Origin of the sequence: Escherichia sp. TC-EC600-tetX4 (assembly GCF_019356055.1) — a bacterium.
Taxonomy (GTDB): Bacteria; Pseudomonadota; Gammaproteobacteria; order Enterobacterales; family Enterobacteriaceae.
Window position 1 is genome coordinate 1,957,455 of record NZ_CP079924.1, and the last position, 14,625, is coordinate 1,972,079.

Sequence of the window (14,625 nt, forward strand, 5' to 3'; positions counted from 1 at the left end):
AAAAAGTGCGCTTTTTTTGTGCGCTGTCAGGCGTTACCGGTAAAAAGTTTCCCATCGCGCACCAGTTCACGCGGATAGCTGTTTTTCAATCGCGAACCAATCCGTTTGGCTAAACCAATCGGTTGATGCTGGAAAGTAACCAATACATCATCCGCCACTGGCGCGGCTTGCGGGTAAACATCGCGCCCGCGATACCACTCCTCCGCTTCCTGCGGTGTCAGCTCGAATGCATTCATATTATCGGGTGAGGCAAGAGCAATAACCGCTTCATGCTGCCAGCGATAACCTTTGTTGTGCGTCTCGGCAAGTTTAATCCCCAACCGAGAAAATCGGACTTTACCGATCAGGGCTTCAATGCCCACCGGGAACAACCACAGTTCTTTGTCACGCTGCCAGAGGCGCAGGTTTTCATCCCAGTTTAAGCCAACACCTGTAGCCGCCTGACGAATTTGTCCAGCTTCGCGATCTTTCACCGGGCTGAACGGAAAATTACCGACTTTGTATTTGGGGGCGGGTAAGGCGGGAATCGCCTGAGTTTTACGCAGACGAGCAACGAAGAAGCCTTCGCAGTCGTAAATTTGTGGGAAAACATGCAAAAAGCCTTCTTCGGTCAGCGCTTTGTTTGCACCAGGGAAGAGATCGCCAAGTGGTAAAAACTCTACTGCGTCGGGGTAAGTCTCTTTCAGCCACAGGCAAACGGCTTCGTTTTCTTCCTGGTTTAAGGTACAGGTCGAGTAAACCAGCGTACCACCAGGACGTAATGCATGAAAGGCGCTGTCGATAAGCTCCCGTTGTGTAGCTGCGATTTCCTGATTGCTTTCTGGTGACCAGTTTTTTAGCGCATCGGGATCTTTACGCACCACGCCTTCGCCAGAGCAGGGAGCGTCCAGCAAAATGGCATCGAACATTTCTGGCACTGCCGCACCAAACACGCGGCCATCAAAATGTGTGAGCGCAACATTACTGATACCACAGCGGCTGATATTGGCATGTAACACTTTTACCCGACTGGCGGAAAACTCATTGGCAAGGATTGCCCCTTCGTTATTCATCCGCGCGGAAATTTGCGTCGTTTTGGAGCCAGGCGCGGCAGCGACATCCATCACCCGCTGTGGTGCATTACCGTCAGCAAACAAGGCGGCAACAGGCAACATTGAACTGGCTTCCTGAATATAAAACAGGCCACTTAAATGCTCGGCGGTACTACCCAATGGCAATGCATCTTCATTGTCGCGTTCAATCCAGAAACCTTCTTCACACCACGGAATTGGCGTAAGCGTCCAGCCATAAGGAGCGGTTAATTGCAGGAAATCAGCAACGGAGATTTTCAGCGTATTAACGCGAATGCTGCGGCGCAACGGGCGCTGACAGGCGGCAAGAAAATCATCAAATGAGAGCGTCGAAGGCATCGCTTCGCGCATTTGTGTCAGAAAGGCGTCCGGGAAATAAACGGTGTGTTGGGCCACGAGCATGTACCACTGGCAAAAAAACAGGCGCGCAGTTTAGCATAAACGCTCCGGCGCAGGCACGCCGGAGCAGTGGGCATTATTTGGGAAGCGCAGTTCCCCATTCACGCCACTCTTTCGGTTCACTTTCCTGCAACAGGAAGTGTTTGCCTTCCTGGGCTTTCGGTGCCAGTGGCGTACCCGGAGGCGTGGCGAAGGCGATGCCGCCACGGATAAACTGGTTAAAGGTGCCGGTTTTCACTACGCCGCCCGTCAGACCAAAGTCCAGACTGTAACCCGATGCCAACCAGAAGACGGAATTGTTACGCACCAGGTGTTGATAGCGTTTACTGATGCGCATCGCAATCATCACGCGATCTGACAATGTCCCCAGCGTCATTCCTGTAACCGTACCGACTTCCAGACCACGGAACAGCACAGGCGTACCGATGCCTAACGAACCGGCTTCCGGCGCTTCAACAATAATGCTTAAGCCATCCAGGTAACGCGAATCAGTAATGGTGGCCTCTTGTAATTCAAAGTCGCGGCGAGGATTGCCCCGGCCTGGTTCGACGTTGATATACGGCTGGAGGATAGTATCAAGATGCTCAACGCCAGCTGCCGAAATTTGCGGTGTGACCACTGAGAAGCGCGTACCACCGCGAGCAAAGGTCTGGACATATTCCGGGTAAAGTACCGCCTTTGCCTGTACTTCATTGCGTGCGGTAATCAGATCCAGCGTCTGGATTTGCCCGATATCAATACCGAGATAGCGAATTGGCATCCCGACCGCCAGTTTTCCGGCATCGAAAGCGTGAAGCGTAATCTGCCCGCCAACCGCACGGGCCGCTGTTTCGGAAGCATACAGAATACGCTTATCGCCTTTACGCTGACTGGCGCTGGCACCGCTGAGGTTGTCGAAGCTAATGGCTCCCTTTAATGCTCTGGAGAGCGGGGATGCCTGTACGGTCAGACCACTACCATTCAGCTGAACTTTCGCCCCGCCTTCTGCCCAGAACACGCTATTGCTGGTCAGAAGGTTGCGATACTCCGGCTTAATATGCAGATCGATATCAAACGCGTTAGCTCGCGGACGCACGGTAATCACTTCACCAACTTCAAATTTACGGTACAGCACTACCGATCCTGCCTGCACATCCGGCAGCGTCTCTGCACTCAAACTCACGGTTGTGGTGGGTAAATCGCTAAGGCTGTTCTCCAGCGCTTTTTCCAAATTGGCATACAGTGGATAGCTGGCTTTCATCTCACCTTTATCGCCCGGCAGAATACGTATCCCGCCATTGATCCATTCTGAGGCGCTGGCACCGAGAAACTCAACGCCATCCAGCCCCACCTTCACATCGACACGGCTGTTGACGACAAATTTGCTATCGCCTTTTACCAGTTCGCGATGCTGAGGCTCGATGGCGACGGTAAAGGTGACGCCTTTGCTGGTGAGTTTACGATCGATAACCTGGCCTACCTGCACGCCGTGAAGAATGAGCGGCTGACCCGCATCAATACCGTAACTTTCCGGCGCGGTCAGGGTCAGCGTCAGAACATCAGGTTCATGCAGCAGTGCTTTTTCGCCTGGCACAACAACGAACTCTTTGCGTGGCTCGCCATCGCCGGGCACCAGCTCGAAGGTTTTGCCGGTCAGCAGGGCGCTGAGATTAGCATCGCTAAGGGATAATTTCGGGTTGCGTAATTCGATGCGGGTATTTTCACGAAGCAGGGTAACGACGCTGGGATCAACGGTCATTTCCCCTGTGACTTTACCACCAGGATTTAAATCCAGTTTAGTCAGCTGTCCGACTTCCAGCCCCTGATACATTAACGGCGTCGAGTCGGCGGTTAATCCGGCCCCACTCGGCAGTTCCAGTTTTATTATTACGCCACGCTGGCTGTGGGCCAGATCTTCATACAGACCAAAGGTATCTTCCGCCTCGGCAGGTTTCGACTCTTCTGGTGAATCGAAGGCAATCGCACCGTTAACCAGTGCCGCCAGGCTTTCCAGTTTCACCTTCGCGCCACTGATACTGACGTTGGCATCAACGCCGGAAACGTTCCAGAAACGGCTACCTTTTTTCACCAGATCGGTAAAACGCCGCTCGATCAGGACATCAATCACCACGCCTTGCTTGTTGGGATTGATGGCATAGTCGTAGACTTTTCCCACCGGGATCTTGCGGAAATAGACCAATGAACCGCTGTTCAGCGAACCGAGATCGGGGGCTTGCAGGTGGATCATCAGATCGCCATTGTCCAGCCGATATTTCGGTTGGGTATCGAGTGCGACAAAGTGATCCTGCTCTTTACCTTTACCCGGCATCATGCCGATATAGTTCCCACCGACGAGGGCGTCCAGCCCGGAGACACCTGCCAACGATGCTTTTGGCGTCACCAGCCAGAACTGAGTCTCTTCGCGCAGCGCATCTTTCATATCGGACTTGATGCTGACCTTGACTTCAATCTTACGAAGATCGTCGCTGAGGCTGATATCCTGCACTGTTCCGACTTCAACGCCCTGATAACGAACAGGCGTACGGCCTGGAACAATACCATCCGCCGACATAAAGTCGATGGTGACGGTATTACCCCGGTCCTGATAACTGTCCCAAATCAGCCAACTGGCAATCATTAGCGCGATGAACGGCAGCAGCCAGAAAGGTGAGATACGGCGTTTATTTTTAATCTGCGCTTCAGTCGTCGAAGCGGGCGTTTCCTGACTCATGTGCATCCCAAAGTAAGCGGCTGTCCAGCCATTCCACAGCAAGAATAGTCAAAATTACCGCTGCGCCGAAATAAAACGCAGCCGGTCCCATAGTAAAAGCGAGGATCTGATCGCGATTAATCAGCGACATGGTTAAAGATATGACAAACAGGTCGAGCATCGACCAGCGACCAATCCAGGTCACCATCCGCAGTAACAGAATGCGTGTGCGTAAACCTTGCTGGCATTTAAAATGAATGCTCAACAGTAAAGTGAACATGACGATCACTTTAGTAAACGGTACCAGAATACTGGCGATAAACACGATTCCTGCAACCGCAATGTTGCTACTTGCCAGCGACATAATTCCGGAAAGAATTGTATCTTCCTGCCGTCCTCCGTTCAGATAAATGATAGAAATAGGCAACAGGTTGGCAGGTAACAATAAAACGATTGACGCTAACAGCGCCGCCCAGCATTTTTGCAGACTATGACGGCGACGCAGGCGTAGCGGGATATGGCAACGCGGGCAGCGACCACGCTGATCTGGATAGCCGGTAAAATGGCACCCAAGACAGACACGAAGTTTCTCGTCCCTACGCGTAGCGGGGCGCTGCGGATAAAATCGCTCCCACAGTTCTTCGACATTAAGATGTGACAACGTCACCGTCGTTAAAATCACCAACGCCACAAAAGAGAACAAGCCGACACCAGCCTGGATATGGGCATAATCCTGTACCTTTATAGAAGCAACGCCAATGCCGACCAGGTAGATATCGAGCATTACCCACTCTTTAAGTCGCTCAAGCATCAGCAGTACCGGACGTAAATTCATTCCCAGTCGGTTACCAAACCATAAATAAGCTATGGAGGTCACCAGAATGAGCGGGGCACCAATAACGCAGAAAAAGACCATCGACCCCGTTATCGCATCGCCCTGTTTGGTCATTTGCCAGATGCCTTGCATAACGTTGGCGTCAATACGAATGCCTAACAGCCAGATATGCAACAGCGGTTCGCCCCAGGCAAACGGCATAAGCAACAGCATGGTGAAGGCCATTGCCGCCAGGCGCGTTAGCGACCAGTCGCGCCCGTCACGAATTTTTGCCTGACAGCGCGGACAATAGGCACTTTGATGAGAATTTATCTCGGGCAGGCTAAACAGCATGTCACATTGCGGGCAACGTTGGTAATCACCACGCGGCAGTTCCTCGCCGATTGCCCTCACTGTTATCTTTTTTGTCGGCGTAATTTGTGGTGTGTTAAGAGCCATGACGTGCCAAATGTAATAAGAATTAACATTAATCTTAACCCATGATGGGAATGATCTTGAGCATTAACGCATTTAATGCTTATTTTAATAGGCTGGCAGATCCAGGTAAGACAACCAAGTGATTATATAATGAACAAAACAGAATTTTACGCGGATTTAAATCGCGACTTTAACGCGCTGATGGCGGGAGAAACCAGTTTTCTGGCAACGCTTGCGAACACCAGTGCGTTGTTATATGAGCGTCTCACTGACATAAACTGGGCAGGTTTTTATTTGCTTGAGGACGATACACTGGTACTCGGACCATTTCAGGGCAAAATTGCCTGTGTCCGGATACCCGTCGGGCGCGGCGTGTGCGGCACTGCGGTTGCCCGCAATCAAGTGCAGCGTATCGAGGATGTTCATGTGTTTGACGGGCATATTGCCTGTGATGCGGCGAGTAATTCTGAAATTGTTCTGCCGCTGGTGGTGAAAAATCAGATTATTGGTGTTCTCGACATCGATAGTACCGTCTTCGGTCGCTTTACAGACGAGGACGAGCAAGGCTTACGTCAGCTTGTGGCACAGCTTGAAAAAGTGCTTGCAACGACGGATTACAAAAAATTCTTTGCGAGCGTCGCAGGATAATCAACGGATAACGTAGCATTTACTGATAGCGTCATTATAATGACGCCTGTTCATGCCTGCGCTTGTTGGCTACGTCCGTTGTAATCAGGAAATTTCATGGAAAATCAACCTAAGTTGAATAGCAGTAAAGAAGTAATCGCGTTTCTGGCCGAACGTTTTCCCCACTGTTTCAGTGCGGAAGGTGAAGCGCGTCCGCTGAAAATCGGTATTTTTCAGGATTTGGTCGATCGTGTTGCTGGGGAAATGAACCTGAGCAAAACGCAATTGCGATCCGCTTTACGTCTCTACACTTCGAGCTGGCGTTATCTTTACGGTGTTAAACCCGGCGCAACGCGTGTCGATCTTGACGGCAACCCATGCGGTGAGCTGGACGAGCAACATGTAGAGCATGCTCGCAAGCAGCTTGAAGAAGCGAAAGCGCGTGTTCAGGCACAGCGTGCTGAACAGCAAGCGAAAAAACGCGAAGCTGCCGCAACTGCTGGTGAGAAAGAAGACGCACCGCGCCGCGAACGCAAGCCACGTCCGACTACGCCACGCCGCAAAGAAGGCGCTGAACGTAAACCTCGTGCGCAAAAGCCGGTAGAGAAAGCGCCAAAAACAGTAAAAGCACCTCGCGAAGAACAGCACACCCCGGTTTCTGACATTTCAGCTCTGACTGTCGGACAAGCCCTGAAGGTGAAAGCGGGTCAAAACGCGATGGATGCCACCGTATTAGAAATCACCAAAGACGGCGTCCGCGTCCAGCTGAATTCGGGTATGTCTTTGATTGTGCGCGCAGAACACCTGGTGTTCTGAAACGGAGGCCGGGCCAGGCATGAACATGTTTTTTAGGCTTACCGCGTTAGCTGGCCTGCTTGCAATAGCAGGCCAGACCTTCGCTGTAGAAGATATCACGCGTGCTGATCAAATTCCGGTATTAAAGGAAGAGACGCAGCATGCGACGGTAAGTGAGCGCGTAACGTCGCGCTTCACCCGTTCTCATTATCGCCAGTTCGACCTCGATCAGGCATTTTCGGCCAAAATCTTTGACCGCTACCTGAATCTGCTCGATTACAGCCACAACGTGCTGCTGGCAAGCGATGTTGAACAGTTCGCGAAAAAGAAAACCGAGTTAGGCGATGAACTGCGTTCAGGCAAACTCGACGTTTTCTACGATCTCTACAATCTGGCGCAAAAGCGCCGTTTTGAGCGTTACCAGTACGCTTTGTCGGTACTGGAAAAGCCGATGGATTTCACCGGCAACGACACTTATAACCTTGACCGCAGCAAAGCGCCCTGGCCGAAAAACGAGGCTGAGTTGAACGCGCTGTGGGACAGTAAAGTCAAATTCGACGAGTTAAGCCTGAAGCTGACAGGAAAAACGGATAAAGAAATTCGTGAAACCCTGACTCGCCGCTACAAATTTGCCATTCGTCGTCTGGCGCAAACCAACAGCGAAGATGTTTTCTCGCTGGCAATGACGGCGTTTGCGCGTGAAATCGACCCGCATACCAACTATCTTTCCCCGCGTAATACCGAACAGTTCAACACTGAAATGAGTTTGTCGCTGGAAGGTATTGGCGCAGTGCTGCAAATGGATGATGACTACACCGTTATCAATTCGATGGTGGCAGGTGGTCCGGCAGCGAAGAGTAAAGCTATCAGCGTTGGTGACAAAATTGTCGGTGTTGGTCAAACAGGCAAGCCGATGGTTGACGTGATTGGCTGGCGTCTTGATGATGTGGTTGCCTTAATTAAAGGGCCGAAGGGCAGTAAAGTTCGTCTGGAAATTTTACCTGCTGGTAAAGGGACCAAGACCCGTACTGTAACGTTGACCCGTGAACGTATTCGTCTCGAAGACCGCGCGGTTAAAATGTCGGTGAAGACCGTCGGTAAAGAGAAAGTCGGCGTGCTGGATATTCCGGGCTTCTATGTGGGTTTGACAGACGATGTCAAAGTGCAACTGCAGAAACTGGAAAAACAGAATGTCAGCAGCGTCATCATCGACCTGCGTAGCAATGGCGGTGGGGCGTTAACTGAAGCCGTATCGCTCTCCGGTCTGTTTATTCCTGCGGGTCCCATTGTTCAGGTCCGCGATAACAACGGCAAGGTTCGTGAAGATAGCGATACCGACGGACAGGTTTTCTATAAAGGCCCGCTGGTGGTGCTGGTTGACCGCTTCAGTGCTTCGGCTTCAGAAATCTTTGCCGCGGCAATGCAGGATTACGGTCGTGCGCTGGTTGTGGGTGAACCGACGTTTGGTAAAGGCACCGTTCAGCAATACCGTTCATTGAACCGTATTTACGATCAGATGTTACGTCCTGAATGGCCAGCGCTGGGTTCTGTGCAGTACACGATCCAGAAATTCTATCGCGTTAACGGCGGCAGTACGCAACGTAAAGGCGTAACGCCAGACATCATCATGCCGACGGGTAATGAAGAAACGGAAACGGGTGAGAAATTCGAAGATAACGCGCTGCCGTGGGATAGCATTGATGCCGCGACTTATGTGAAATCAGGAGATTTAACGGCCTTTGAACCGGAGCTGCTGAAGGAACATAATGCGCGTATCGCGAAAGATCCTGAGTTCCAGAACATCATGAAGGATATCGCGCGCTTCAACGCTATGAAGGACAAGCGCAATATCGTTTCTCTGAATTACGCTGTGCGTGAGAAAGAGAATAATGAAGATGATGCGACGCGTCTGGCGCGTTTGAACGAACGCTTTAAACGCGAAGGTAAACCGGAGTTGAAGAAACTGGATGATCTACCGAAAGATTACCAGGAGCCGGATCCTTATCTGGATGAGACGGTGAATATCGCACTCGATCTGGCGAAGCTTGAAAAAGCCAGACCCGCGGAACAACCCGCTCCCGTCAAGTAATATCAATCAGGCACAAGAAATTGTGCCTGATTTTTTAACAGCGACAAGATGCCGTAAATCAGATGCTACAAAATGTAAAGTTGTGTCTTTCTGGTGACTTACGCACTATCCAGACTTGAAAATAGTCGCGTAACCCATACGATGTGGGTATCGCATATTGCGTTTTGTTAAACTGAGGTAAAAAGAAAATTATGATGCGAATCGCGCTCTTCCTGCTAACGAACCTGGCCGTAATGGTCGTTTTCGGGCTGGTACTGAGCCTGACAGGGATACAGTCGAGCAGCGTTCAGGGGCTGATGATCATGGCCTTGCTGTTCGGTTTTGGTGGTTCCTTCGTTTCGCTTCTGATGTCCAAATGGATGGCATTACGATCTGTTGGCGGGGAAGTGATCGAGCAACCGCGTAACGAAAGGGAACGTTGGCTGGTCAATACTGTAGCAACCCAGGCTCGTCAGGCGGGGATCGCTATGCCGCAAGTGGCTATCTACCATGCGCCGGACATCAACGCTTTTGCAACCGGTGCGCGCCGTGATGCCTCTCTGGTTGCTGTCAGCACCGGTTTGCTGCAGAACATGAGCCCGGATGAAGCCGAGGCGGTAATTGCTCACGAAATCAGCCACATCGCCAATGGTGATATGGTCACCATGACGCTGATTCAGGGCGTGGTGAACACCTTCGTTATCTTTATTTCCCGTATTCTGGCGCAGCTTGCCGCGGGTTTTATGGGCGGAAATCGTGATGAAGGTGAAGAGAGCAACGGCAACCCGCTGATCTACTTTGCGGTTGCAACGGTTCTGGAACTGGTGTTTGGTATTCTGGCGAGCATTATCACCATGTGGTTCTCGCGTCATCGTGAATTCCATGCTGATGCCGGTTCGGCAAAACTGGTTGGTCGCGAGAAAATGATTGCCGCGCTGCAGCGCCTGAAAACCAGCTATGAACCGCAAGAAGCAACCAGCATGATGGCTCTCTGCATTAACGGTAAGTCGAAATCGCTCAGTGAGTTGTTCATGACCCACCCGCCGCTGGATAAACGAATTGAAGCTCTGCGTACGGGTGAATACCTGAAGTAATATGAAGTAAATACTAAAAAGCGCGTCCTGATCGACGCGCTTTTTTTATGCCCTGGATCGTGGCTGAGTGATACGTAAACCACTGACACAGGCAGCAATCACTGCCAGAATAGCCGCAGCCATCAGCGAGACGTGTGTACCATTATCTCCAAACTGATTTAGCATCAGCGCCACCAGCGCCGCGCCGCTACTCTGACCCAGTAGACGAGCCGTTCCTAACATGCCACTGGCTCCACCGCTACGTTCGCGAGGCGCGGAGGTAATAATGGTGTGGTTATTGGGTGACTGGAATAAGCCAAATCCAGCACCACATAAGATCATCGGCCAGATAATATTGATATCCGCAGGTGACGCGGGCAGCAGAACCAGGGAAAAAAGCCCCGCAGCCATGATGAACAACCCTAAAGCCCCCAGCAATCCTGCATGTACGCGTTCAATCAAATAGCCTGCCAGCGGAGCCATCACCATCGTTGCTAACGGCCACGGTGTCAGAAGTAAACCTGTTTCGACTTCACTACGCCCGAGCACGGTTTGCAGGTAAAAGGGCAGGGAAACCATTGCCAGCATTTGTGCGCAGAAAGAGCAAACAGATGTGCAAATAGAAAGTGAAAACAGCGGGATACGCAGTAAATCCACCGGTAGCAGCGGTACGGGAAGAGAAAGCTGGCGGCGAATAAAGAAAATACCAACAACAACCATTACCACCAGTTCCGCAGCAATTAACGTCAGCGATTGCCCCTGAGCGAAACCACTCAACGCAGTGATAAGCAGGCCGAAGGTTAACGCGTTCATCACGGCGCTGGGCAGGTCGAAACGGGGTTTACTGGCGCGAGAACCATTGGGTGGCAGAAAACGCATCGCCAGAAGCAGGGCGATAATACCTAACGGTACGTTGATTAAAAATAACCATTTCCAGGATGCGATGGAGAGGATTGCTGCAGCAATTGTCGGCCCGGCAGCAGAAGAGACGGCAACAATAAACGAGTTTATGCCCATCCCTCTACCCAGAAAACGTTGTGGATAGATCAGGCGGATAAGTGCGGTATTAACGCTCATCAACGCTGCACCGCCGAAACCTTGTATGACACGCGCAAGGGTGAGCATTTGCAGCGAATCAGAAAGGGCGCAGAACAGTGAAGACAACAGAAAAACGACCAGACCGCATTTATAAATACGTCGATAGCCAAACATATCGCCCAGAAACGAAAACGAGAGCAGGGAGATGACAATGGCGATTTGATAGGCGTTCACTACCCAGATGGAACTGGCTGGCGTGGCATGAAGGTCCGTGGCGATTGTTGGCAGGGCGACGTTGGCGATTGCGCCGTCAAGGACGGCCATCGAAATACCAATCACAATGGTTAATATCGCACCGTATCGCTGGGGCAATGGCAGGCCGTCGGCCTGAACTTTTGGCATAGGAATTTTATATCTTTGGTGAATAATCAACAGGGGTATGATTCTAGCACTGATATTCACGGTGGATGTCGCAGAATTGTAACTAACCGGCAAAAGATGGATTGCGACCACCCTGGTGCGAAATTATAATAAAAAACAGTTCTGATTTTTATAAAACACTCGCAATGAGGTGATAAATGGCTAACGCAGATCTGGATAAACAGCCTGATTCTGTATCTTCCGTGCTAAAAGTTTTTGGCATTTTGCAGGCGCTGGGTGAAGAGCGCGAAATAGGGATAACCGAGCTGTCGCAGCGCGTCATGATGTCAAAAAGCACCGTTTATCGCTTTTTACAGACCATGAAAACCTTAGGTTATGTGGCGCAGGAAGGGGAGTCGGAGAAATATTCCCTGACCCTGAAATTGTTTGAACTGGGCGCTCGCGCGTTACAAAACGTCGATTTAATTCGTAGCGCAGATATCCAGATGCGTGAGCTCTCCCGCCTGACCAAAGAAACTATCCACCTCGGCGCACTGGACGAAGACAGTATTGTTTACATTCACAAAATTGACTCTATGTACAATTTGCGCATGTATTCACGGATTGGGCGTCGTAATCCGCTGTACAGCACCGCGATTGGTAAGGTACTGCTGGCATGGCGCGATCGCGATGAAGTGAAGCAAATTCTTGAGGGCGTGGAGTATAAACGCAGTACCGAGCGGACCATCACCAGTACAGAAGCGTTATTACCCGTTCTGGACCAGGTGCGCGAGCAGGGGTATGGCGAAGATAATGAAGAGCAGGAAGAAGGGCTGCGATGCATTGCGGTACCGGTATTTGATCGCTTTGGCGTGGTCATTGCCGGTTTGAGCATCTCCTTCCCGACGTTGCGTTTCTCTGAAGAGCGTTTACAGGAATATGTCGCAATGTTGCATACCGCAGCGCGCAAAATTTCTGCCCAAATGGGTTATCACGACTATCCGTTCTGATGAGAGTAAGAACCTGTCGGAATATCAAACAGACAGGTTCTTTATTTAGCATGAGAAAAATAAAGTTGAAGGTGGCGTTATATTAAACGCGCTTGCTATAAGAGTATTTTACTCAGGAGTGAGAATCTGGTTATTTATTGCCCTTAACCATTATCGACCACGATATTGCTTTTGCGTAACAGCGGGCAATCTGTTATCCCCAAAAAACCACTTTTAGTGTGCAAGTATTGTACCGTGCTGGTGCCTCTGGCAGTCAGATAGGTACATTGCAAACCTAATCCTGCGGCATTCTCTTTGCTTCCAATCAAAACGCCATATCCGCTGAGTAATAATCCTATCCATACCAGTGCTATCAGCATAACTGTGCGAATGATGAATCGCATTACAACCTCTTCTCTTTTTATGTTCGCTTAATCGTAGCGGCAATATGCGCTGAAGCAAGCGACTCATTCCGAAAAAGCACGAATATCGACATAGTTAGGCGCTGTTTAACTAACGCATGCTAGTTTAATGACATAAGGTAGGTGAAACGGAGATTGGAGTGAAAAAGTTTCGATGGGTCGTTCTGGTTGTCGTGGTGTTGGCTTGCTTGCTGCTTTGGGCGCAGGTATTCAACATGATGTGCGATCAGGATGTACAATTTTTCAGCGGAATTTGTGCCATTAACCAGTTTATCCCGTGGTGATATCATTTTTTCAGCACTAGATTTTCTTCCTCTCCAGCAGTGGTAGAATAGCGCCTCTACTCAGAGGTGGTGAAATGAACGAAGTTGTAAATTCAGGCGTGATGAACATTGCGTCTTTGGTTGTATCGGTGGTGGTTCTTCTTATCGGGCTCATCTTGTGGTTTTTTATCAATCGTGCCAGTTCACGGACTAACGAACAGATTGAACTGCTTGAGGCGTTGCTGGATCAGCAAAAACGTCAAAATGCACTGTTACGTCGTTTGTGCGAAGCAAACGAACCAGAGAAAGCAGATAAAAAGACCGTTGAGAGTCAAAAATCGGTTGAAGACGAAGATATTATTCGTCTGGTCGCCGAACGATAATCCTTCCTCAATCTTGAGTAACCCCGTCGTTGAAGGGTTACTCAATTCATCCTGATTATACGCACTGTCATGGTGCAACTGCTTCAAATTAAAACTCTGGTCTGACTTCAAATAATTATCATATTATTTATTTGCGTAACGGGATATCAGAAAAAGATATTTACCCCATTAATTTATTAGGATGTTTACATCGGATTTGTGATTAAGCGTGGTATTATTTATTAGCGAAACGTTTCTCTCTTGATTTTTTTGCTCATTCATCAATTTTTCTTATTTTAAATTTACAATCCCTTTGGGGATTGACTTCTCTTTAGGGTAATTAATAGCCGTTAACTGACTGTTTTATGAGAAAAAGTGATATAACTTTTTATTCATTGCATAGCAAAAAATGTGATATTGCACGCACTATGTAATAACTTCTCCCACTGGCCTGGAACAACTGAACTTATTGAACTATGTTAGAAAATACGCCAGTTTAAGTATCTGCCTGAACTGGCAAGGTTAAGCACAATGATATATCGGCGCGTATTCCGTTGCATAAGTGTGCAAAAAAAGTGGAAGACGTATCGAGATTTGTGCGTCTGATCGAGACATGTTTAAAAATGGCTTGCCATAATTAACGTTGTATGTGATAACAGATTTCGGGTTAAACGAGGTACAGTTCTGTTTATGTGTGGCATTTTCAGTAAAGAAGTCCTGAGTAAACACGTTGACGTTGAATACCGCTTCTCTGCCGAGCCTTATATTGGTGCCTCATGCAGTAATGTGTCAGTTTTATCTATGTTATGCCTGCGGGCGAAGAAAACAATCTAAGGAATTTTTCAAATGGCAAAGATTAAAGGTCAGGTTAAGTGGTTCAACGAGTCTAAAGGTTTTGGCTTCATTACTCCGGCTGATGGCAGCAAAGATGTGTTCGTACACTTCTCCGCTATCCAGGGTAATGGCTTCAAAACTCTGGCTGAAGGTCAGAACGTTGAGTTCGAAATTCAGGACGGCCAGAAAGGTCCGGCAGCTGTTAACGTAACAGCTATCTGATCGAATCCACTGATCTGAAGTGTGAATACGCTTCAATCTCGCTATAAAGCCTCGTCGAATGCGAGGCTTTTTACTATGCTTTATCTTCGCTCCTGGCGTTCGGATATTTGCCCGCCGCGTGATTCGCGTTACACTTGCGGCCTTTAGTATCCTGCCGGAGTT

At 49.6% G+C, this 14,625-nt stretch carries 14 protein-coding genes; 9 read left to right on the forward strand and 5 right to left on the reverse strand.

Features of this window, described 5'->3' with window-relative positions; genetic code table 11:
* Window positions 1-26: 26 nt before the first annotated feature.
* The 3 genes from rsmF to yebS all read right to left on the reverse strand — a co-directional run bounded on the left by rsmF (window position 27) and on the right by yebS (window position 5,431).
* Window positions 27-1,466 carry a 16S rRNA (cytosine(1407)-C(5))-methyltransferase RsmF gene (rsmF, locus tag KXD89_RS09385; RefSeq protein WP_001352260.1) on the reverse strand — a complete coding sequence of 480 codons (1,440 nt, stop codon included), beginning with the start codon at window positions 1,464-1,466 and terminating at the stop codon, window positions 27-29.
* A gap of 79 nt (window positions 1,467-1,545) precedes the next feature.
* On the reverse strand, window positions 1,546-4,179 hold the full coding sequence (gene yebT / locus KXD89_RS09390) for a lipid-binding membrane homeostasis protein YebT (protein ID WP_001326728.1): 2,634 nt from the start codon (window positions 4,177-4,179) through the stop codon (window positions 1,546-1,548).
* Window positions 4,148-5,431, reverse strand: a complete 1,284-nt coding sequence (yebS, locus tag KXD89_RS09395; protein ID WP_001207282.1) for a membrane integrity lipid transport subunit YebS — start codon at window positions 5,429-5,431, stop codon at window positions 4,148-4,150. Before yebS ends, yebT begins: the two co-directional genes overlap by 32 nt.
* A 129-nt stretch (window positions 5,432-5,560) precedes the next feature.
* On the opposite strand from yebS, the gene msrC reads away from it, so the two are divergent.
* The 4 genes from msrC (at window position 5,561) to htpX (ending at window position 9,994) form a co-directional block, all read left to right on the forward strand.
* A complete protein-coding gene (gene msrC / locus KXD89_RS09400) occupies window positions 5,561-6,058 on the forward strand; it encodes an L-methionine (R)-S-oxide reductase (protein ID WP_001043877.1) in 498 nt (165 codons plus the stop codon).
* Between the two features lie 96 nt (window positions 6,059-6,154).
* Complete coding sequence (gene proQ, locus KXD89_RS09405) at window positions 6,155-6,853, forward strand: RNA chaperone ProQ (RefSeq protein WP_000431381.1); 699 nt, start codon at window positions 6,155-6,157, stop codon at window positions 6,851-6,853.
* Window positions 6,854-6,872: 19 nt separating this feature from the next.
* Window positions 6,873-8,921 (forward strand): carboxy terminal-processing peptidase, encoded by a 2,049-nt coding sequence (prc, locus tag KXD89_RS09410; protein ID WP_001055791.1) that lies wholly within the window; start codon window positions 6,873-6,875, stop codon window positions 8,919-8,921.
* Between the two features lie 191 nt (window positions 8,922-9,112).
* Complete coding sequence (htpX, locus tag KXD89_RS09415; protein ID WP_000984520.1) at window positions 9,113-9,994, forward strand: protease HtpX; 882 nt, start codon at window positions 9,113-9,115, stop codon at window positions 9,992-9,994.
* Window positions 9,995-10,039: 45 nt separating this feature from the next.
* Here the strand turns inward: htpX and KXD89_RS09420 are convergent, their stop codons facing one another.
* Window positions 10,040-11,413, reverse strand: coding sequence for an MFS transporter (locus tag KXD89_RS09420; RefSeq protein ID WP_001127216.1), 1,374 nt, complete (start codon window positions 11,411-11,413; stop codon window positions 10,040-10,042).
* Between the two features lie 176 nt (window positions 11,414-11,589).
* Between KXD89_RS09420 and kdgR the strand changes: the two genes are divergently transcribed.
* Entirely contained in the window at window positions 11,590-12,381 is a 792-nt protein-coding gene (gene kdgR, locus KXD89_RS09425; protein ID WP_001262203.1) for a DNA-binding transcriptional regulator KdgR, read from the forward strand.
* A gap of 143 nt (window positions 12,382-12,524) precedes the next feature.
* Here the strand turns inward: kdgR and KXD89_RS09430 are convergent, their stop codons facing one another.
* On the reverse strand, window positions 12,525-12,764 hold the full coding sequence (locus KXD89_RS09430) for a YobH family protein (protein ID WP_001211011.1): 240 nt from the start codon (window positions 12,762-12,764) through the stop codon (window positions 12,525-12,527).
* 158 nt (window positions 12,765-12,922) lie between these two features.
* On the opposite strand from KXD89_RS09430, the gene mgrB reads away from it, so the two are divergent.
* From mgrB to cspE, 4 genes are all read left to right on the forward strand, one after another.
* Window positions 12,923-13,066 carry a PhoP/PhoQ regulator MgrB gene (mgrB, locus tag KXD89_RS09435; protein WP_000714550.1) on the forward strand — a complete coding sequence of 48 codons (144 nt, stop codon included), beginning with the start codon at window positions 12,923-12,925 and terminating at the stop codon, window positions 13,064-13,066.
* Between the two features lie 74 nt (window positions 13,067-13,140).
* Entirely contained in the window at window positions 13,141-13,428 is a 288-nt protein-coding gene (locus tag KXD89_RS09440) for a YebO family protein (RefSeq protein WP_001006866.1), read from the forward strand.
* A 669-nt stretch (window positions 13,429-14,097) separates the two neighbouring features.
* The gene (locus tag KXD89_RS09445; RefSeq protein ID WP_001295496.1) at window positions 14,098-14,241 is read left to right on the forward strand and encodes a DUF2627 domain-containing protein; all 144 of its coding nucleotides are present in this window, start codon (window positions 14,098-14,100) and stop codon (window positions 14,239-14,241) included.
* Window positions 14,242-14,253: 12 nt separating this feature from the next.
* Entirely contained in the window at window positions 14,254-14,463 is a 210-nt protein-coding gene (gene cspE / locus KXD89_RS09450) for a transcription antiterminator/RNA stability regulator CspE (protein ID WP_001062678.1), read from the forward strand.
* Window positions 14,464-14,625: the final 162 nt, after the last annotated feature.

Excerpts from the sequence above, each read along its gene's own strand:
- KXD89_RS09420 (WP_001127216.1), bottom strand. The coding sequence starts at position 11,413 with ATGCCAAAAGTTCAGGCCGACGGCCTGCCATTGCCCCAGCGATACGGT.
- msrC (WP_001043877.1), top strand. The coding sequence starts at position 5,561 with ATGAACAAAACAGAATTTTACGCGGATTTAAATCGCGACTTTAACGCG.
- kdgR (WP_001262203.1), top strand. The coding sequence starts at position 11,590 with ATGGCTAACGCAGATCTGGATAAACAGCCTGATTCTGTATCTTCCGTG.
- cspE (WP_001062678.1), top strand. The coding sequence starts at position 14,254 with ATGGCAAAGATTAAAGGTCAGGTTAAGTGGTTCAACGAGTCTAAAGGT.
- proQ (WP_000431381.1), top strand. The coding sequence starts at position 6,155 with ATGGAAAATCAACCTAAGTTGAATAGCAGTAAAGAAGTAATCGCGTTT.
- htpX (WP_000984520.1), top strand. The coding sequence starts at position 9,113 with ATGATGCGAATCGCGCTCTTCCTGCTAACGAACCTGGCCGTAATGGTC.
- KXD89_RS09445 (WP_001295496.1), top strand. The coding sequence starts at position 14,098 with ATGTGTGGCATTTTCAGTAAAGAAGTCCTGAGTAAACACGTTGACGTT.
- KXD89_RS09430 (WP_001211011.1), bottom strand. The coding sequence starts at position 12,764 with ATGCGATTCATCATTCGCACAGTTATGCTGATAGCACTGGTATGGATA.
- prc (WP_001055791.1), top strand. The coding sequence starts at position 6,873 with ATGAACATGTTTTTTAGGCTTACCGCGTTAGCTGGCCTGCTTGCAATA.
- KXD89_RS09440 (WP_001006866.1), top strand. The coding sequence starts at position 13,141 with ATGAACGAAGTTGTAAATTCAGGCGTGATGAACATTGCGTCTTTGGTT.
- yebS (WP_001207282.1), bottom strand. The coding sequence starts at position 5,431 with ATGGCTCTTAACACACCACAAATTACGCCGACAAAAAAGATAACAGTG.
- yebT (WP_001326728.1), bottom strand. The coding sequence starts at position 4,179 with ATGAGTCAGGAAACGCCCGCTTCGACGACTGAAGCGCAGATTAAAAAT.